General features: G+C 48.3%; 14 protein-coding genes. 13 read left to right on the forward strand and 1 reads right to left on the reverse strand.

All coding sequences use genetic code 11. The features are described from left to right. Positions 1–7: 7 nt before the first annotated feature. Complete coding sequence (gdhA, locus tag NOG13_RS03340; protein ID WP_283110867.1) at positions 8–1,339, reverse strand: NADP-specific glutamate dehydrogenase; 1,332 nt, start codon at positions 1,337–1,339, stop codon at positions 8–10. 291 nt (positions 1,340–1,630) lie between these two features. Here gdhA and glnA point away from each other — a divergent pair, with 291 nt between their 5' ends. The 13 genes from glnA to NOG13_RS03405 all read left to right on the forward strand — a co-directional run bounded on the left by glnA (position 1,631) and on the right by NOG13_RS03405 (position 19,965). Next, positions 1,631–2,962, forward strand: a complete 1,332-nt coding sequence (gene glnA / locus NOG13_RS03345) for a type I glutamate--ammonia ligase (RefSeq protein ID WP_283110868.1) — start codon at positions 1,631–1,633, stop codon at positions 2,960–2,962. A gap of 39 nt (positions 2,963–3,001) precedes the next feature. Next, positions 3,002–3,544 carry an ANTAR domain-containing response regulator gene (locus tag NOG13_RS03350; protein WP_283110869.1) on the forward strand — a complete coding sequence of 181 codons (543 nt, stop codon included), beginning with the start codon at positions 3,002–3,004 and terminating at the stop codon, positions 3,542–3,544. A gap of 13 nt (positions 3,545–3,557) precedes the next feature. Beyond that, positions 3,558–4,391 carry a diaminopimelate epimerase gene (dapF, locus tag NOG13_RS03355; protein ID WP_283110870.1) on the forward strand — a complete coding sequence of 278 codons (834 nt, stop codon included), beginning with the start codon at positions 3,558–3,560 and terminating at the stop codon, positions 4,389–4,391. Positions 4,392–4,450: 59 nt separating this feature from the next. Further along, positions 4,451–5,671 (forward strand): LL-diaminopimelate aminotransferase, encoded by a 1,221-nt coding sequence (locus NOG13_RS03360; protein ID WP_283111140.1) that lies wholly within the window; start codon positions 4,451–4,453, stop codon positions 5,669–5,671. A 49-nt stretch (positions 5,672–5,720) separates the two neighbouring features. Beyond that, positions 5,721–6,797 (forward strand): carbamoyl phosphate synthase small subunit, encoded by a 1,077-nt coding sequence (locus NOG13_RS03365; RefSeq protein WP_283110871.1) that lies wholly within the window; start codon positions 5,721–5,723, stop codon positions 6,795–6,797. After that, complete coding sequence (carB, locus tag NOG13_RS03370; protein WP_283110872.1) at positions 6,794–10,009, forward strand: carbamoyl-phosphate synthase large subunit; 3,216 nt, start codon at positions 6,794–6,796, stop codon at positions 10,007–10,009. Before NOG13_RS03365 ends, carB begins: the two co-directional genes overlap by 4 nt. Before the next feature lie 76 nt (positions 10,010–10,085). Then, positions 10,086–10,793: a phosphoribosylaminoimidazolesuccinocarboxamide synthase gene (gene purC, locus NOG13_RS03375; RefSeq protein ID WP_283110873.1), complete on the forward strand. Its 708-nt coding sequence runs from the start codon at positions 10,086–10,088 to the stop codon at positions 10,791–10,793. Continuing rightward, the gene (purF, locus tag NOG13_RS03380) at positions 10,790–12,247 is read left to right on the forward strand and encodes an amidophosphoribosyltransferase (RefSeq protein WP_346347664.1); all 1,458 of its coding nucleotides are present in this window, start codon (positions 10,790–10,792) and stop codon (positions 12,245–12,247) included. Before purC ends, purF begins: the two co-directional genes overlap by 4 nt. A gap of 17 nt (positions 12,248–12,264) precedes the next feature. Then, complete coding sequence (purB, locus tag NOG13_RS03385; RefSeq protein ID WP_283110874.1) at positions 12,265–13,698, forward strand: adenylosuccinate lyase; 1,434 nt, start codon at positions 12,265–12,267, stop codon at positions 13,696–13,698. A gap of 115 nt (positions 13,699–13,813) precedes the next feature. Next, positions 13,814–15,091, forward strand: coding sequence for an adenylosuccinate synthase (locus tag NOG13_RS03390; RefSeq protein WP_283110875.1), 1,278 nt, complete (start codon positions 13,814–13,816; stop codon positions 15,089–15,091). A 70-nt stretch (positions 15,092–15,161) separates the two neighbouring features. Beyond that, positions 15,162–16,988 (forward strand): glutamine--fructose-6-phosphate transaminase (isomerizing), encoded by a 1,827-nt coding sequence (gene glmS, locus NOG13_RS03395; RefSeq protein ID WP_283110876.1) that lies wholly within the window; start codon positions 15,162–15,164, stop codon positions 16,986–16,988. An 11-nt stretch (positions 16,989–16,999) separates the two neighbouring features. Further along, positions 17,000–18,538 (forward strand): glutamine-hydrolyzing GMP synthase, encoded by a 1,539-nt coding sequence (guaA, locus tag NOG13_RS03400; RefSeq protein ID WP_283110877.1) that lies wholly within the window; start codon positions 17,000–17,002, stop codon positions 18,536–18,538. 239 nt (positions 18,539–18,777) lie between these two features. After that, positions 18,778–19,965 (forward strand): IS256 family transposase, encoded by a 1,188-nt coding sequence (locus NOG13_RS03405; protein ID WP_135661204.1) that lies wholly within the window; start codon positions 18,778–18,780, stop codon positions 19,963–19,965. Positions 19,966–20,076: the final 111 nt, after the last annotated feature.

Here is a 20,076-nt window from a genome sequence, read left to right on the forward strand (position 1 = left end):
ATTGTAATCAGACAATACCCTGGCTGACCATCGCATCTGCAACCTTGAGGAAGCCTGCAATGTTTGCGCCTGCAACGTAGTTGTTCGGCATGCCATATTCCTTTGCAGCCGAAGAAACGTTGTTGAAGATTCCGTTCATGATTTGCTTCAACTTGTTGTCAACTTCTTCAAATGTCCAGGAGAGGCGCTGGCTGTTCTGGCTCATTTCAAGTGCCGAAACGGCTACGCCGCCTGCGTTGGAAGCTTTGCCCGGTGCATACAGAACACCGTTTTCCTGCAAATATTTTTCAGCTTCTATTGTAGTCGGCATGTTGGCACCTTCAGCAACAGCGAAGCATCCGTTCTTTACAAGCTCTTTTACGTCTTCCAAGCCAAGTTCATTCTGTGTTGCGCAGGGCAGTGCAATGTCGCAAGGAACGCTCCATACACCGTGGCCTTCATGATATTCAGCATGAGGATGATCGTTCACATATTCACGGATTCTTGCACGGCGGACTTCCTTAATTTCCTTAACTGCTGCAAGATCAATTCCATCCGGATCATAAATCCAACCGTTAGAATCACAGAGGGTAACGACTTTCGCACCAAGCTGCTGAGCCTTTTCGCAGGCATAAATAGCAACATTTCCTGCACCGGAAATCACAACGGTCTTGCCTTCCAGAGATTTGCCGTTTGCCTTCAGCATTGCCTCGAGGAAGTACAGAAGGCCGTAGCCGGTTGCCTCCGTGCGTGCAAGAGAACCGCCGTAAGGAATTCCTTTACCGGTGAGAACGCCTTCATAGTGATTTGTAATGCGTTTATACTGTCCATACAAATATCCAATTTCTCTTCCGCCAACACCGATATCACCGGCAGGAACGTCAACATCCGGACCAATATGACGGTAAAGTTCCGTCATGAAGCTCTGGCAGAAAGCCATAATCTCACGGTCGCTCTTGCCCTTCGGGTCAAAATCGGAACCGCCTTTGCCTCCGCCGATTGGCAGGCCGGTCAAAGAGTTCTTGAAAACCTGTTCAAATCCGAGGAATTTGATGATGCTGAGGTTGACGGACGGATGGAAGCGAAGGCCGCCCTTGTAAGGTCCGATGGCGTTGTTGAACTGTACGCGGTAGCCGCGGTTTACCTGCACACGGCCAGCGTCGTCAGTCCATGCAACACGGAACATAATCTGACGATCCGGCTCCGTGATGCGCTCCAAAATTCCGGCCTTTTGATATTTCGGGTTTGATTCCACAACGGGCTCCAAAGATTTCAGGACAACACTTGCAGCCTGGATGAATTCGGGCTGATTCGGGTTTTTACGAATCAACTCATTCAGTTGATCGTTAACATAAGACATTGTTGTATCCCCCTGTTTACTTCAAATTTAAAAGGTGAAGTTATAACATCACCTAAAACACTAACATAATATCACATCAAAATGAATTTTACAAGAAAAAAATTGCAAAAATGAAGGAAAGGCGATTCAAAAATTCATTTTGACGAAGGCCGGAAATCATGGAAAGGTAGGCGAAAACGATTGACACGACTTTGGAATTAGAATAGAATAAGAACAATACAGAAGGCGTGAAAATAACAAGGAGGTTTTGTGTGGAAAGTCCTTGTTATTATTTTTTTAGGAGGGCTCTTTATGCCTAAATATACGCGAGAAGACATCATACGCATTGTGAAGGAAGAAGACGTAAAATTCATTCGGCTTCAGTTTACGGATATTCTGGGTACACTGAAGAATGTTACCATTACACCCGGGCAGCTCGAAAAAGCACTGAACAACCAGTGCATGTTTGACGGCTCTTCCATCGAAGGATTCGTGCGCATCGAAGAGTCCGACATGTACCTCCACCCGGACATCAACACATTTGCGCTGTTCCCCTGGTACTCGCAGAATGGGCGGATTGCGAGACTTATCTGCGACATCTACCTGCCTGACGGCAAGCCATTTGAGGGAGACCCGCGCCATGTCTTGAAAAAGCAGGTCGAGAGGGCCGCTCGGCTTGGTTATACCTTTAATGTAGGTTCCGAATGTGAATTCTTCCTTTTTAATACCGATGAGTTCGGACACCCCACTACAATCACGCATGACACGGCGGGCTATTTCGACCTTGGCCCGGCAGATATGGGCGAAAGCTGCCGCCGCGATATCTGCCTGAACTTGGAAGAAATGGGCTTTGAAATTGAGGCCTCCCACCACGAAGTTGCGTTTGCTCAGCATGAGATTGATTTCAAGTACAGTGATGCCTTGTCTGCAGCCGACGACCTTATTACTTTCAAATTGGTCGTGAAAACCTGTGCCGATGCAAACGGACTCTGTGCAACATTTATGCCGAAGCCGATTACCGGCAGGGCTGGTTCCGGACTTCATATCAATATGTCTCTGTTCCGTGACGGGCAGAATGTTTTCAGCAGTTCCGAAAATAAAATGGGATTGAGCCAAGAAGGATTGAGTTTCATCGCCGGCGTAATGAAGCACATAAAAGGTATTTGTGCAATTACGAATCCTCTTGTAAACTCTTACAAGAGGCTTGTGCCCGGATTCGAGGCCCCATGCTGCATTGCGTGGACCACTGGCAACCGCAGCGCCCTGATTCGTATCCCGGAGTCTCGCGGACCAGCAACGCGGATTGAACTTCGCAGCCCGGACCCGGCCGGTAACCCGTATCTTTCCTTTGCTCTGCTTCTTGCGGCGGGACTGGATGGAATTGAGAATAAGCTGCAGCCGATTCCGCCTGTTTCGGCAAATATTTACGGCATCAGCGAAGAAGAACGCGTAACCAGCGGAATTGATAATCTGCCGGCAGACCTCAACGAGGCTATTTCCGAAATGAAAGCTGACCCGTTTGTCCGGATTGTTTTGGGAGAGCACATCTTCCAGAAATATCTTGAAGCGAAGGAACGCGAGTGGAAGGAATACTCGGCGACGGTAACGGAATGGGAATTAAACCGATATCTGAGCAAATTTTAGTTTGCAATAGGAAGAATCCAACCGCGCGGGGTTATTTATATGAGCAGCATTGTCGTGGCAAACTCCAATCCGGTGTTTGCAAAAAGAATAGCGTCTGTTTTACATTCCAGCGGGTTGTATGTCAGCGGGATATTTGTCAGCGGTGCGCAATTGATTGATTTCACCAAAAAGCACTATCGCGGCGGAGTTGTTATCAGCAGCGTAAAACTAAAGGATATGCCTGCAGTCAATCTTCCGAGAATCATCGGTTCAGCCTATGATTTCCTGTTTCTTATAAGCCCGCAGTTTGCAGGAATGTGCAATACAATTGAATATGCAAGTCTGCTCATGCCCATAAACCGTACGAATCTGCTGTCGACTGTGAATATGTTTTTGAATCTGGCAGAGGTAACGCCACCTTCCGTTAAAAAGAAACTCCAAAGCGGAATCAATGACGAGAAGGCAATTATTGAGCAGGCAAAAAATCTACTCATCAGCAGAAACAATCTAACGGAACCTCAGGCTCACCGGCTGATTCAGAAGAAAAGCATGGATATGGGCCGTAAAATGGTGGAGACCGCGATGATTATTTTAATGTCATAAGGAGTCGGTGATAATGAAATTCACAAAAATGCAAGGTATCGGCAACGACTACATTTATATTAACTGCTTTGAAGAAAAGGTGGACGATCCGTCCGCTTTGTCCATTCGCCTGAGTGACCGCCATTTTGGCATTGGTTCCGACGGGCTTATTCTAATTGAGCCATCTGATATCGCCGACTGCAAAATGGATATGTATAACGCCGACGGTTCACGCGGGATGATGTGCGGAAACGGAATCCGTTGTGTGGGAAAATACGTTTACGAGCGCGGAATCGCCAAGAAAGACGTGTTGACGGTTGAAACGCTGAGCGGGGTAAAAACGCTGAAGCTGAGCGTTAAAGACGGGAAAGTCGGGGAGATCGAAGTCAACATGGGAAGCCCGATTCTGGAACCGGAGAAAATACCTGCATCTTTCCAAGGGGAGAAGGTAGTTAACCAGCCGTTGACGGTAGGCGGTAAGGAGTACCGTGTTACCTGTGTTTCCATGGGGAATCCGCATTGCATTGTCTTTGTTCCGGATACAAAATCCTTGCCAATTGAGAAAATAGGCCCGCAATTTGAGAATCACCCCGCATTTCCGGAACGTGTCAACACGGAATTCGTACAAGTGCACAGCGAGCATGAAGTCAGCATGAGAGTATGGGAACGCGGCTCAGGCGAAACGCTTGCCTGCGGAACCGGGGCGTGTGCAACTGCTGTTGCCTGTGTGCTGAACCAAAAGACGGGGCGCGAAGTGCTTGTTCACCTGCTTGGCGGCGACCTGAATATCCGTTGGGATGAAATTTCCAATAATGTATTTATGAGGGGTCCCGCTGAATTTTCTTTTGACGGAACCGTCGAAATCTGATATAATATTGCCTTAGTAAGGCGTGTTTTTGAATTTTTAAGGAAGGGATCGTGCAAAAATTGCTGAAAATCAACAACAACTTTGCAAAACTTCCGGCAAATTACCTGTTTGTCGAAATTGCAAATCGGGTAAAGAAATATCAGGATTCCCATCCTGACGCAGAAATTATAAAACTTGGAATTGGTGATGTGACACGGCCACTGCCGAAAGCAGTCGTGGATGCAATGAAGAGGGCTGCCGACGAGATGGGCAACGCTTCGTCATTCCGCGGCTACGGTCCGGAAGCTGGCTATCTTTTTTTAAAGGAAGCAATCGCGAAAAATGATTTTCAAAGCAGGGGAGTGGACATTTCACCCGATGAAATCTTTGTAAGCGATGGAGCAAAGAGCGATACAGGCAGCATCGGGGATATCCTTGGTATAGACAACGTGGTCGCAGTCTGTGACCCTGTATATCCGGTTTATGTCGACACCAACGTCATGGCCGGCCGAGCCGGAGAGTATATTGAAGGAAAAGGCTTCAGCAAGATTGTTTATATGCCTTGCCGCAAAGAAAATCATTTCCTTCCTGAACTTCCAACACAGCAAGTAGATATGATATACCTGTGTTTCCCGAACAACCCGACCGGAATGGGAATCGACAGGGAAAATCTAAAAAAATGGGTTGATTATGCCTTAGACAATCAGTCGTTGATTCTTTATGATGCTGCTTATGAGGCATTTATCACGGATCCGGATATGCCGCACAGCATTTTTGAAATCGAGGGCGCAAAGAAATGCGCAATTGAATTCCGCAGCTTTTCAAAGACTGCAGGCTTTACGGGAGTCCGCTGCGCTTATTCCGTGATTCCGAAAGAGCTTGTCTTTGACGGCGTTTCCCTCAACAAACTTTGGGACCGTCGTCAGTCTACGAAGATGAACGGTGTTTCGTACCCCGTTCAGCGTGCAGCCGAAGCCGTGTACTCCGAAGAAGGCAAGCGCGGCGTTCGCGAAAATATCGAATATTACCAGAACAATGCGAAAATCATGCTGGACGGCTTAGCAAAAGCAGGATTTGAAGTCTATGGCGGAACCAATTCGCCTTATGTTTGGATGAAAGTGCCGGACGGCCTTACTTCCTGGGAATTCTTTGATCTGTTGCTTGAGAAAGCCAACGTTGTCGGAACCCCCGGCTCCGGGTTCGGTTCCTGCGGTGAGGGTTATTTCCGCCTGACTTCCTTCAATACAAAAGAAAATACGCAGAAGGCTGTCGAACGAATTGTAAAAACGTTCGCGAAGTGACTGTGCGGCTTCTTTGTGCGCCGCTGACAAAAGGATTGGTTGGTGAACGATGAAAGCTTACCTGATGCTTGAAAACGGTGCCTGCTTTGAGGGGCAGGGGTTCGGTTGTGAACGCGACACGCTGTGTGAAGTTGTGTTCAACAGCGCCATGTGCGGCTATACCGAACTCCTGACCGACCCTTCCTATGCCGGGCAGGGTGTTGTTATGGCTTATCCGTTAATTGGAAATTACGGCATTTGTTACGACGACTCGGAATCCATTAAGCCCTGGCTTTCCGCATACATTGTCCATCGAATTTCTGATGTTGCAAGCAACTTCCGCAGCGACGTAGATCTCAACACATATCTCAAGACAAACGGCGTCCCAGGTATTCAGGGTGTGGATACCCGTGCCATTACAAGAATCCTGCGTGAAAGCGGGACAATGCGCGGCATGATTGCTTACGGGGACCATGTTGACCGTGAAGCAATGCTTAAGAAGATTCATGCTTTTCAAATGGTTTCCATGGTTCCAATGGTAAGCTGTAAGGAAACGTCTGTCTACGGGGACGGACCGGTTAAAGTTGCTCTCATTGATTACGGCGTGAAGAACAACATCATCCGCTCTCTCGTAAAGCGCGGCTGTACAGTAAAGCGTTTTCCGCATGATACCTCCTTTGAGGAACTGCAAACATTCAACCCGGATGGAATTATGCTTTCCAACGGCCCTGGCGATCCGAAAGAATGCAAAAAAGAAATTGCAGTCTTAAAGCAGGTTATGAAAAGCGGAATTCCTACGTTTGCAATTTGCCTTGGGCACCAGTTAATGGCACTCGCCCATGGCTTTGACACATATAAACTGAAATACGGCCACAGAGGCATCAATCATCCTGTTAAAGACCTTTCTACGGGCAAGGTCTATATTACTTCCCAGAACCACGGATATGTGGTAGATGGGAAAACTGTCAATCCTTCAGTCGCGGACATCGGTTTCATCAGTATGAACGATGGCAGCATTGAGGGATTGAACTATAAAGGCGGGAAAATCTTTTCTGTTCAATTCCATCCGGAAGCTTCGCCCGGCCCGCTTGATACAGGCTTTTTGTTTGACCGTTTTCTCGATTTGATGGGAGGGAGCCTTCTGTGAAAAGAGAAGAGATTAAAAAAGTCGTCATCATTGGTTCCGGTCCTATCATTATCGGCCAAGCCGCGGAATTCGATTACGCGGGAACACAGGCTTGCCGCGCGCTGCGTGAGGAAGGCATCGAGGTAATTCTCATCAATTCCAATCCGGCAACCATTATGACAGACAAGCAGATTGCAGACAAAGTCTACATTGAGCCGCTGACGGTCGAAACAATCAAAAAAGTAATTCTCAAGGAACAGCCCGACAGCATTCTTCCGACACTCGGCGGGCAAAATGCGCTGAACCTCGCCGTGGAGCTTGAGGAATCCGGTTTCTTAAAGGAACACCATGTTGAGATGATCGGTACAAACGCCGATACCATCCGCATGGCGGAAGACCGTGAGCTGTTCAAAGAAGCCATGGCGCGAATCGGGGAACCGGTGGCACGCAGTGCGATAGCGGAAAATATTGAAGACTGCGTCAAAGCAGCAAAAATGGTTGGTTATCCGGTCGTGGTGCGCCCGGCTTATACGCTTGGCGGCAGCGGCGGCGGTTTCGCCGACAACGAAGAAGAGCTCCGCGCAATTGCTGCGGTCGGTTTGAGCAGAAGCCGCGTCCATCAGGTGCTCATTGAGCGAAGCATCAAGGGCTGGAAAGAAATTGAATATGAAGTGATGCGCGACCACAACGATAACTGCATCACGGTCTGCAACATGGAAAACATTGACCCTGTTGGAGTTCACACAGGGGATTCCATCGTTGTGGCTCCATGCCAGACTTTGGCGGACAAAGAGCTCCAAATGCTCCGCACCTCTGCGTTGAAGATTATTCGAGAGCTTAAGGTCGAGGGTGGCTGCAATGTCCAGTTCGCCTTGAATCCTGACAGCTTTGAGTATGTTGTCATTGAAGTCAATCCGCGTGTCAGCCGTTCTTCGGCGCTTGCCTCAAAAGCAACCGGCTATCCGATTGCGAAGGTTGCTTCCAAGATTGCACTCGGCTATACACTTGATGAGATTCCGAACGCGATTACCCAGAAGACATATTCCTGCTTCGAGCCAACGCTCGATTACTGCGTGGTCAAAATTCCTCGCTGGCCGTTTGATAAATTCATCAACGCGAAGCGTGTCCTCGGAACGCAGATGAAAGCGACGGGCGAAGTGATGGGGATTGCACCGACTTTTGAAGCTGCGTTAATGAAGGCAATCCGCTGCCTGGAGCAAAACACGTACAGCCTCATGGACAGCACCATTTCAAGCCTATCCGACGAGGCGTTAGACGAACGTCTGCATGTCGTGGATGACCGGCGTCTTTGGGTGGTCGCGGAAGCAATCCGCCGCGGCGTTTCGCTGGAAAAAATTCACGATATCACAAAGATAGACCTTTGGTTCCTCCATAAATTCCAGAACATTGTCAACCTTGAAAAGAAGATAGCAGCCGGACCGATGACCGAAGAGCTCCTGCGCGAAGCAAAAGAGAACGAGTTTTTGGATAAAACCATCTCGGAACTCAGCGGGATTTCCGTGGAGGAGCTCCGCTCGATGCAGGATAAATTCGGCATCCATCCGGTTTATAAAATGGTTGATACCTGCGCTGCAGAATTCAGCGCTGCAACGCCATACTATTATTCTAGGTATGGATCAGAAAACGAGTCCGATCCGAAGTCCGATCGGAAAAAGGTGCTTGTAATCGGTTCCGGCCCGATTCGCATCGGGCAGGGAATCGAGTTTGACTTCTGCTCGGTCCACAGTGTATGGGCGCTGAAGGAACTTGGTTGCGAAACGATTATCGTCAACAACAACCCGGAAACCGTCAGTACGGATTTCGACGTGGCAGACAAACTGTATTTCGAGCCGCTGACGGAGGAGGATATTTACCACATCGTTCAGCTCGAAAAGCCGGACGGCGCTGTGGTTCAGTTCGGCGGTCAAACGGCCATTAAGCTTGCGGGCGCCATTGAAAAAATGGGTGTACCCATTCTCGGCAGTTCCTATGACAGCATTGACGCGGCAGAAGACCGTGAGCGGTTCGATAAAATCCTGAACCAATGCAAGATTCCGCGTGCTGCCGGACGTACGGTATTCACCTGCGACGAAGCCATTTCCGCGGCTCATGAGCTGGGCTACCCGGTGTTGGTGCGCCCATCTTACGTGCTCGGCGGGCAGGGAATGCAGATTGCCTATTCCGACCAAGATATTATCGACCAAATCGGCATCATTAACCGTGTGACGCAGGAGCACCCCATCCTTGTGGACAAATATATCATGGGTACCGAAGTCGAAGTGGATGCAGTTTGTGACGGCGTTGACACAATGATTCCGGGCATCATGCAGCACATTGAGCGCGCAGGCGTACATTCCGGGGATAGTATCTCGGTCTACCCGGCAATCGGTGTGGATAAAGAGATGCAGAACCTGATTGTGGAATATACCCGCAGTCTGGCAAAGGCGTTGAAAGTACGCGGCCTTCTGAACGTGCAGTATATTGTCCGCGACGGAAAAGTGTACGTCATCGAAGCAAACCCACGTTCCTCAAGAACGGTTCCTTATATCAGCAAGGTTACCGGAATCCCAATTGTTCCTCTTGCAGTAGGTACGTTCTTCGGCAAAACACTGCCTGAGATGGGGTATCACTATGGGTTACAGAAAGAGCGTGACCTCGTAGCGATTAAGATGCCTGTTTTCTCGTTTGAAAAGCTGTACGGGCAAGATGTCAGCCTCGGCCCTGAAATGAAATCCACAGGTGAAGTGCTTGGCGTAGCAAAGACATACGACGAGGCACTCATCAAAGCGTTTTACGGGGCCGGAGTGCATATGATTAAAAAAGGCAAGGTCATTATCACCGTAAAAGATTCGGATAAAGAGGAAGTACTGCCGATTGCGCAGGGCCTCTATGACCTCGGATGGGTCATTCTCGCAACGGAAGGCACTTCCGAATTCCTGAACGACCACGGAATTCCGACAATCCGCCTTCACAAAATCGGAGACGGAACACCGGATATCCTTGACCATATTCTTTCCGGCGACATCAATCTGGTTATCAATACACCTTCTAAGGGTGTAGCACACCATCGCGATGGTTACCGCATCCGCAGAAATGCAGTTGAAGCGGGCGTTCCATGCTTGACTTCACTTGACACAGCAAACGCATTTCTGACTTGTGCACGTCATGTGGAAACCACACATCTGTCCGTTGTTGATATCACAAAGGTGTCAACATTCCTGAATTTCATCTGATCTGGAACCCGGGCTCCACACTGGCGCCCGGGCATTCCCATTTCAAAATATATATTTTAATCGGAGGGGAAAAGCCTTGGAAAAGAAAGAACAGCTGTATGAAGGAAAAGCCAAAAAGGTGTTTGCGACGGATGATAAGGATTACTGCATTGTAGAGTACAAGGATGATGCAACTGCCTTTAATGGCCTCAAAAAAGGCACGATCGTTGGAAAAGGCATTGTCAACAACAAAATGTCGAATTATCTATTCAAGCTGCTAGAGAGCAAGGGGATTCCCACTCATTTTGAAAAACAGCTGAGCGACAGGGAAACGCTCGTGAAAAAAGTGGAGATTGTTCCTCTTGAGGTCATCGTCCGCAACAAGGCTGCAGGAAGCCTCGCAAAGCGCCTCGGCATGGAGGAAGGCGCCGAACTGAAGTGCCCTGTTTTCGAATTCTGCTATAAGAGCGATGAACTCGGAGACCCGATGGTGAATGAATCCCATATTCTCGCCGCTGGGTTTGCAACCAAAGAGGAAATTGATCAGATCAGTGACATGGCGCTGAAGATTAACAAAATTCTCTGCGATTTCTTCCTCTCTGTCAATATTGAACTGATTGACTTTAAGTTGGAATTCGGACGTTTCCATGGTAAAATTATTCTTGCAGATGAAATTTCGCCGGATACCTGCCGCTTCTGGGATGTGAAAACTCACGAGAAGCTCGATAAAGACCGTTTCCGCAGGGATCTCGGCCATGTGGAAGAAGCATACCACGAGGTCATGAAAAGGATAGGCTTAGCATGATGAATCGGTGCAGCAGTTACATTCCGGAAGAGGAACATCCCGGGGAAGAGTGCGGTGTTTTCGGAATTTATTCCGATGGCACCGTCAACCCCGCCTATGCCACTTACAACGGGTTACTTGCCTTACAGCATCGAGGCCAGGAAAGCTGCGGAATTGCGGTCAATAACCGCGGCGTTATTTCCTATTCCAAAGACATGGGCCTCGTGACGGAAGCATTTAACCACAAAATCCTTGACGGGCTGAACGGGCAGATGGCGGTAGGACATGTGCGCTACTCAACATCCGGCGCCAGTGTTCGCGAGAATGCGCAGCCCCTTGTCATGCGTTACATTAAGGGCACATTGGCAATTGCCCACAACGGCAACCTGACGAATGCGTATGAACTGCATCAGCTTTTAGCGCAGCGCGGCTGCATTTTCCAGACGACCATCGACACAGAAGTTGTGGCTTATATGATTGCGCGGGAACGCATTGATGCACCATCGATTGAAGAAGCGGTGCACCGTACAATGCCGAAAATACACGGCGCGTACTCCATGATTATCATGAGTCCGCAGAAGCTGATTGCTGTGCGTGACCCGCACGGTTTCCGCCCGCTGTGCATCGGCAAGATTAACAATTCCTATGTTTTTGCTTCCGAGACCTGCGCGCTGGATGCCTGCGGTGCCGAATTTGTCCGTGACGTAAGGCCCGGGGAGATCGTTGTCGTCGGTCCGGATGGCTTCCAAAGCATTTATGAACCGGTCAACGTGAAAAAATCTCTCTGCGTCTTTGAGTATATCTATTTTGCACGGACAGACAGTATCATTGACGGAATCAGCGTTTACGAAGCCCGCAAGGAAGCAGGCAGACTTCTTGCAAGGCAGAAACCGGTGGATGCGGATATGGTCATCGGTGTTCCGGAATCCGGCATTGACGCCGCAATTGGCTACAGTGAAGAATCCGGAATCCCATATCAGAAAGGCATTGTCAAGAATTCCTATATCGGCCGCACCTTTATCAAGCCGAATCAGTCCGAGCGTGAGCGCAGTGTGCGCATTAAGCTGAATGCCCTTTCCACAGCGGTTCGCGGAAAACGAATTGTAATGCTGGATGATTCCATTGTTCGCGGAACCACGAGTGCGCGCATTGTTTCTATGCTAAAGGAATGCGGCGCAAAGGAAGTGCATCTGCGCATCAGTTCGCCGCCTTTCCTGTGGCCGTGCTATTACGGGACCGATATTCCGTCAAAGGATGAGCTGATTGCCTGCAAGCACAGCATTGAAGAAATCGGGAAGATGAGTTTTGCAGATTCCATCGATTTTCTAAAGCTTGAGAACCTGCCGAAAATGCTCGGAGGCCGCTGCAGCGGTTATTGCGATGCGTGCTTCTCCGGAAAATACCCTGCAGAAGTGCCGGAATACCTCGTTGCACGGAAAGATTATGATTACTGCACGCCGATTAAACGGCTGTAATTTAGGAGGCAATATACTTGCAAAGAGATACCTATGAATCGCCGCTTTCGTCACGCTATGCGGACAAAAAAATGAAATACCTCTTTTCGCCGGATAAAAAGTTCCGCACCTGGCGCAGGCTTTGGATCGCACTGGCTGAAGCTGAGAAGGAGCTGGGCCTGAATATTACAGATGAGCAAATCAATGAGATGAAGGCACATCAGGACGACATCAATTACGAAGTAGCAGAGGCACGCGAAAAAGAAGTCCGTCATGATGTGATGTCTCACGTCTATGCGTTTGGCGTTCAGTGCCCGAAAGCGGAGCCGATTATCCATCTGGGGGCAACTTCCTGCTATGTAGGGGATAATACCGACCTAATTATAATGAATGAGGCTTTGTGCCTCATTCGTGACAAAATCGTCAACGTGATTCGCATTCTTTCCAAATTTGCAATGAAATACCGCAGCCTTCCGACACTGGCCTTTACGCATTTTCAGCCGGCTCAGCCGACGACAGTCGGAAAGCGCGCTACGCTTTGGATTCAGGATTTGCTGATGGATTTGGAAGACGTAGAATACCTTCTTTCCGGGGCGAAGCTGCTCGGCTCAAAGGGAACAACCGGTACGCAAGCGAGCTTCTTGGAACTCTTCGACGGGGACCATGAAAAGGTACGCCGCCTCGATGAGATTATCGCCAAGAAAATGGGTTACAGCAGCTGCTTTGCGGTATCCGGGCAGACATACTCGAGAAAGCAAGACAGCAGAGTGCTTGCTGTTCTCAGCGGCATTGCGCAGAGTGCGGCAAAATTTTCAAATGACATTCGTCTTCTTCAGCATTTGAAGGAAGTGGAGGAGCCGTTTGAAAAGAACCAGATTGGTTCTTCCGCGATGGCGTATAAACGCAATCCGATGCGAAGCGAGCGAATTGCCTCTCTGGCCCGGTATGTTATGATTGACAGCCTGAACCCGTGCATTACAGCGGCAACGCAGTGGTTCGAGCGTACTCTCGATGATTCGGCGAATAAACGTATCAGTATACCGGAAGCCTTCCTTGCAGTGGATGGTATTCTCAATCTATACAGCAATGTGGCGGACGGCCTTGTCGTTTACCCGAAGGTCATTCAAAAGCACCTAGAGAGCGAACTTCCGTTTATGGCGACGGAAAACATCATGATGGACGCTGTCAAACGCGGCGGGGACCGCCAGAAGCTCCATGAGCGGATTCGTGTTCATTCCATGGCAGCCGCAAAGATTGTGAAGGAGCAGGGCGGCAAAAACGATCTCCTTGACCGCATTGCGGCAGATGAAGCTTTCGGCGTTTCCAGAGAAGAATTGGACCGGATTGTCCGGCCGGAGAATTTCGTGGGGAGAGCGCCGGAACAAACGGAAGAGTTTATTCTTGAAATCGTTGAACCAGTTTTGAAAAAGTACCAGAATGTTGCCGATGAAAAAACAGAAATAAATGTTTAGAGTTTTATTTGAGTTTCGTCCGAATTTATGCTATATTATATAAGTTGTTTTACGGGCACCTGAAGCCGCGGGATGCCCGATTTATGAATGTTGCGGCATTATGGAGTTGATTTGAATGGTTACAGCAATTGTCGGTGCTTGCTGGGGCGACGAAGGCAAAGGAAAAATCACGGACGTTGAAGCAGCAAAGTCCGATATTGTCATTCGCTTTCAGGGCGGCTGTAATGCCGGCCATACGATTATAAACAGTTACGGAAAGTTTGCGCTTCATCAGCTTCCGTCTGGCGTTTTTCACAGCCATATCACCAACGTGATTGGAAACGGTGTAGCTCTGAACGCAGAGAAATTCATTTCGGAGCTAAACGAACTCACTGAGCGAGGAGTTCCGAAACCGAAGATTCTCATTTCCAATCGCGCACAGGTTGTTATGCCTTACCACATTTTGCAGGATACGTACGAAGAGGCGCGTTTGTCCTCTCATTCGTTCGGATCGACGAAATCTGGTATTGCGCCGTTCTATTCCGACAAATTTGCAAAAATCGGATTCCAAGTCAGTGAACTGTTTGAAGACGAAGCTTCCCTTCGGGAAAAGATCGACCACGTTCTTGCCCTTAAGAATGTGTATTTCGAGCATCTGTATCATAAGCCGAAACTCGAAGCCGATGTTCTTTACAACAAGCTGATGGAATACAAAGAGATTCTTGCACCTTATGTGGCAGATACCTTTGAATTCCTCTATCAGGCGGTCAAAGAAGGGAAAAATATCCTTTTGGAAGGCCAGCTCGGGTCATTAAAAGACCCTGATTTTGGCATCTATCCGATGGTTACTTCCTCCAATACTCTTGCCGGCTACGGTTCTGTGAGCACCGGTATTCCGCCGTATGAGATTAAGAATATCATTGCTGTCGTCAAGGCTTATTCCAGTGCTGTCGGTGCCGGTGAATTTGTCAGCGAGATTTTCGGAGAAGAAGCGGAGGAACTTCGCCGGAGAGGCGGAGATGGCGGCGAATACGGCGCAACAACAGGCAGACCGCGCAGAATGGGTTGGCTTGACCTTGTTGCTGCCCGCTATGGATGCCGAGTACAGGGCGCAACCAGTGTTGCCTTCACGGTTCTCGATGCACTTGGCTATCTGGATGAAATTCCGGTCTGTGTTGCCTATGAGCTGGATGGGAAGCGGATTGATTACTTCCCGCCGACAGTTGATTTGAAGCGCTGCAAACCGGTGCTTAAAACTTTGCCGGGCTGGAAGTGCGATATCCGCGGAATCAAGAAGTTTGAAGATTTACCGGAAAACGCAAGGCGGTATGTCGAGTTCGCAGAGCAGGAAATCGGTGTTCCGATTAGAATGGTTTCTAACGGACCGACGCGCGACGATATTATTTACCGGTAATTTTCTGTAAGAATCATGCTACTAAAAGAAAAATCAGCCACAGTTTTCTAGACTGGAAGGTGCATTTTATATGTGTGGAATTGTTGGATATGTAGGCCAAGACCAGGCTGCTCCGATTTTGCTTGAAGGCCTTGCAAAACTTGAATATCGCGGTTATGATTCCGCAGGTGTCGCTGTTTACGACGGGACGTCAATTCAGGTTGTAAAGTCCAAAGGAAGATTGAAAGTTCTCAGTGATAAGATTCACGGTGGGGCGGATATGACCGGAAATATCGGAATCGGCCATACCCGCTGGGCTACGCACGGAAAACCATCCGATGTGAATGCCCATCCTCATGTCAGTGAATCCGGCAAATTTGCAATTGTTCATAACGGAGTCATTGAAAATTATCTTGAGCTGAAAAGCGATTTGCTTGAGAAGGGCTGCCACTTTGTTTCGGAAACAGATACTGAAGTTGTCGCCCAGTTGTTAGACTACAATTATAAAGGCAATCTTCTTGAAGCTGTTATTAAGACGCTGAAAAAAATACGCGGTTCTTACGCTTTTGGAATTATTTGTAAAGATTGGCCTGACCGCATTATCGGTGTGAGGAAAGAAAGCCCGCTGATTGTCGGCCTCGGCAAAGGTGAGAATTTCATCGCATCTGACATTCCGGCAATTCTGAGCCACACGAGAGAAATTTACCGCCTGCAGGAAAATGAAATTGCGGTTATTCAGGCAGACGGCGTGACGGTTTACAATATGGACCAGGAGGTCATTGAAAAGACTCCGGATCATATTAACTGGGACATTTCCGCAGCGGAGAAATGCGGCTATGAACATTTCATGGCAAAAGAAATCATGGAACAGCCCAAGGCGGTTCATGACACAATATCTCCGCGTATTAAAAATGGGCGAATTGTACTTGATAATATCACCCTGACCAAGGAACAGCTTGAAAACATATCCAGGATTATGATTGTTGCTTGCGGTTCCGCATATCATGTCGGTGTTGTAGCAAAATATGTATTTGAACGCTTTACACATATTCCGGTTGAAGTAGATGTTGCTTCGGAATTCCGTTATCGTGACCCGATTATCGACGAACATGTTCTTGTCCTTGTTATTAGTCAATCGGGCGAAACCGCAGATACTCTTGCTGCTCTGAGAGAGGCAAAGCGCCTTGGTGCACGTACAATTTCCATTGTCAATGTTGTCGGCAGCTCGATTGCGAATGAGTCAGACGATGTGCTGTATACTTGGGCAGGCCCTGAAATTGCGGTTGCTACGACAAAGGCTTACAGTACGCAATTAGCGGTAATTTATCTGCTTGCAATTTATATTGCGGAAAAAATGGGCGTCATTTCAGAGGCCGATTATCAGTACTATATCTCCGAACTGCAGTCACTACCGGACAAAATTGCTGAAACACTGGATTCCAAAGCCCATGTGCGCGCTGTAGCTGAGCAGTTCTATCAGAAGAAAGATGTATTCTTTATTGGAAGAAACATAGACTATGCGATGTCTCTGGAAGGCTCTCTTAAGCTCAAAGAGATTTCATACATTCACTCAGAAGCTTATGCCGCAGGTGAGCTGAAGCATGGGACGATTTCACTGATTGAAAACGGAACTCTTGTCATTGCACTTGCAACACAAAAACGTCTTTTTGAGAAAATGATGAGCAATATAAAAGAGGTTAAAGCAAGAGGAGCGACAGTCCTAGGCGTTACGACGTACAGTAACCAGCAAATCGAGAAGGAAGCAGAATATGTGTTTTATATTCCGGAAATCTGCGACATGATGTTGCCCTCTTTGGCTGTGATTCCTCTCCAGATGTTTGCTTATAATATTGCCAATCTGAAGGGTTGCGATATTGACAAACCAAGGAATCTTGCAAAATCTGTTACAGTGGAATGAAAGGAGATTTCATGAGAAGCAATGAGGCAGTTTTAGTCCTCGATTTTGGCGGACAGTACAGCCAGCTGATTGCGAGAAGAGTTCGCGATTTGCATGTGTATTGTGAAATCAAGCCATATCGGACATCTGCAGAAAAGATAGCAGAAGGGAATTACCGCGGAATTATTTTTTCGGGAGGCCCTAACAGCGTTTATTCCGACCAGGCTCCCAAATGTGATAAAAAAATCTTTTCGCTGGGAATCCCTGTTTTAGGTATATGCTACGGTGCGCAGCTGATGGCGCAGACATTGAACGGGACGGTAGCATCTAGCCCTGTCAGGGAATATGGAAAGACCGCCGTAAAGTTCAACACTGATTCTCGTCTATTTGCCGGAATGCCGGCTGAATCTGTTTGCTGGATGAGCCATACGGACTATATTTCCAATGTTCCTGAAGGTTTCAGCGTAACCGCCACAAGTGACGCTTGTCCGGTCGCCGCTATGGAAAATCCGGATCGTTCTCTTTATGCGACCCAGTTCCACCCGGAAGTGCAGCATACAGAGTACGGTACGCAGCTGTTGAAAAACTTTTTGTATGATATCTGCGGCTGCAGTGGAGATTGGCAAATGGATTCATTTGTCACATCTTCCGTTGAGAACCTGAAAAAGACAATCGGAGACAAAAAAGTTATCTGTGCTCTTTCCGGTGGCGTTGATTCTTCTGTCGCTGCGGTTTTGGTGCATCGAGCCGTTGGCAAAAACTTAACCTGCATTTTTGTTGACCACGGCCTTTTGAGAAAAGGTGAGGGCGATGAAGTTGAAAAAGTCTTCCGCCAGCAGTTTGATATTAACCTGATTCGCGTCAATGCACAGGAGCGTTTTCTGACAAAACTCGCCGGTGTAACGGAACCCGAGAAGAAGCGCAAAATCATCGGTGAAGAATTTATCCGTGTTTTTGAAGAAGAAGCGAAAAAGATTGGTCATGTGGACTATCTTTGCCAGGGTACAATTTATCCTGACGTTGTAGAAAGCGGAACCGGTGATGCGGCTACCATTAAGAGCCACCACAATGTCGGCGGATTGCCGGATGACATTGGATTTACCGGCATTGTTGAGCCGTTGCGTGACCTTTTTAAGGATGAAGTTCGTAAAGTCGGCACGCAACTCGGAATTCCCGACAGCCTTGTTTGGCGTCAGCCATTCCCGGGACCCGGCCTTGCAATCCGCGTGATGGGTGAGGTAACGGCCGAGAAACTGGAAATATTGAAGGAAGCTGATGCTATCTTCCGTGAAGAGATTGCAAATGCCGGCCTTGGGCGTTCCATTAACCAATATTTTGCTGTTCTTACCGGAATCAAGAGCGTCGGAGTTATGGGCGATGGCCGTACCTACGACAATACCATCGCCTTGCGCGGAGTTACCACGTCCGACTTTATGACTGCGGATTGGGCGCGTATCCCTTATGATGTTCTTGCGAAGGTTTCCGACCGTATTGTCAACGAGGTTCGCAACGTGAACCGCGTTGTTTACGACATCACGAGCAAGCCCCCAGCCACCATCGAGTGGGAATAAAACAAAACCATGAATTTGGCCTTGTCGATACTTAGGCATCGACAAGGCCTTTTTGTTATGTTATTTTAATGCCAAGTTTCTAGCTAAAATCGCATTTAACCAACAAATAATCTGTAAGTAGACCTTAACAACAACTGATAGAGTACAATAAAGTTCGCAATTTCGAGAAGGTATAGAAAAGCCATTGGGACTCCTTTAAAATGAATGGTGTCAAGACATTCAAAAAGGAGTTGGTCCCAATGACTCAAGGAAAGAATAACACAGATCTTACGGAATTGCTACTGAAATGTATGGCGGAGCCCGACCCGATGCTCAGTATGCTGGAATGGCTCTGCGCTCAACTGATGGAGGCGGAGGTTTCCGGCCTTGTGGGGGCGGAAAAGAATGCGCACAATCCGTCTCGAAGTGACTACCGCTGCGGATATCGTCCCCGGAGGCTGGATACTCGCGTAGGGACGATGTATCTCATGGTGCCAAAGCTGCGCAGCCATGGATATATCCCGTTCTTTGTCACTGAACGCAAACGCAGCGAGGCGGCGCTGGTACAGGTTATTCAGGAGGCATTCGTGCAGGGCGTGTCCACACGGAAGATGGAAAAGTTGGCTCACAGTCTGGGGATAGAGAACCTCTCCCGCAGTCAGGTCAGTGAGATGACAAAAGGGCTCAATGAACAGGTACAGGAATTTCGCAACCGTTCTCTGACGGATACTCGTTATCCTGTCATTTGGACGGATGCCCTGTACGAAAAAGTCCGTATGGATGGCCGTGTCGTCAGCATGGCGGTGATGGTTGTCTGCGGCGTCAACGAGCAAGGGCACAGGGACATTCTCGCCGTGGAGCCGATGCTGGACGAATCCAAAGAGAGCTATTCCCAGTTGTTTCAAAGTCTTTTGGATCGCGGCTTGAAAACACCGCTGCTGGTGGTTTCCGATGCGAACAAAGGGCTGATTGCCGCCATCCGAGAAAGTTTTCCCGGCGCATCCTGGCAACGCTGCAAAGTGCATTTCATGCGAAATATTCTGGCCCATATACCGCAGAAAGAAAAAGAATCCTTTGCGGTCCAACTGAAAGAAATCTGGCTGGCGCCTTCCGTCCAATTAGCGCGACAGCGCGCAAAACAGTTGTCGGAGCAATATGGGAAGCGGTTTCCCAAAGCAATCGAGCTTCTGGAAGACGGGCTGGAGGACTCACTGGCTTTCTATGCATTCCCCGAGCTTGATGCCCGTAAAATCTCATCGACCAATATGCTGGAACGGCTGAACAAGGAAATCCGGCGCAGAACCAACGTCGTCGGGATATTCCCAAACAAAGATTCCTATCTGCGGTTGGTTACAACATATCTCATGGAATACGCTGAAGACTGGTCCGTTTCCAGAGCATATTTGAATCCCAAATCGATTCAGACACTTCTGCTAAGCGCAGCTTAATTCATTTCGTGGAGTCCCCAAATTGCGAACTTCTCTTGACATAGCCATGGAATGACTCTAATATTGAAGCAAGTATGACAATGAAGAAGCTAAAAAAGTATTTCAAAAAGA

It is taken from the genome of Thermocaproicibacter melissae (assembly GCF_024498295.1).
Lineage (GTDB): Bacteria > Bacillota > Clostridia > Oscillospirales > Acutalibacteraceae > Thermocaproicibacter > Thermocaproicibacter melissae.

What these genes read in the sequence shown, in the direction of transcription:
- glmS (WP_283110876.1), top strand. Translation starts at nt 15,162, where the DNA reads ATGTGTGGAATTGTTGGATATGTAGGCCAAGACCAGGCTGCTCCGATT.
- gdhA (WP_283110867.1), bottom strand. Translation starts at nt 1,339, where the DNA reads ATGTCTTATGTTAACGATCAACTGAATGAGTTGATTCGTAAAAACCCG.
- NOG13_RS03365 (WP_283110871.1), top strand. Translation starts at nt 5,721, where the DNA reads ATGAAAGCTTACCTGATGCTTGAAAACGGTGCCTGCTTTGAGGGGCAG.
- NOG13_RS03390 (WP_283110875.1), top strand. Translation starts at nt 13,814, where the DNA reads ATGGTTACAGCAATTGTCGGTGCTTGCTGGGGCGACGAAGGCAAAGGA.
- NOG13_RS03405 (WP_135661204.1), top strand. Translation starts at nt 18,778, where the DNA reads ATGACTCAAGGAAAGAATAACACAGATCTTACGGAATTGCTACTGAAA.
- dapF (WP_283110870.1), top strand. Translation starts at nt 3,558, where the DNA reads ATGAAATTCACAAAAATGCAAGGTATCGGCAACGACTACATTTATATT.
- NOG13_RS03350 (WP_283110869.1), top strand. Translation starts at nt 3,002, where the DNA reads ATGAGCAGCATTGTCGTGGCAAACTCCAATCCGGTGTTTGCAAAAAGA.
- purF (WP_346347664.1), top strand. Translation starts at nt 10,790, where the DNA reads ATGATGAATCGGTGCAGCAGTTACATTCCGGAAGAGGAACATCCCGGG.
- guaA (WP_283110877.1), top strand. Translation starts at nt 17,000, where the DNA reads ATGAGAAGCAATGAGGCAGTTTTAGTCCTCGATTTTGGCGGACAGTAC.
- glnA (WP_283110868.1), top strand. Translation starts at nt 1,631, where the DNA reads ATGCCTAAATATACGCGAGAAGACATCATACGCATTGTGAAGGAAGAA.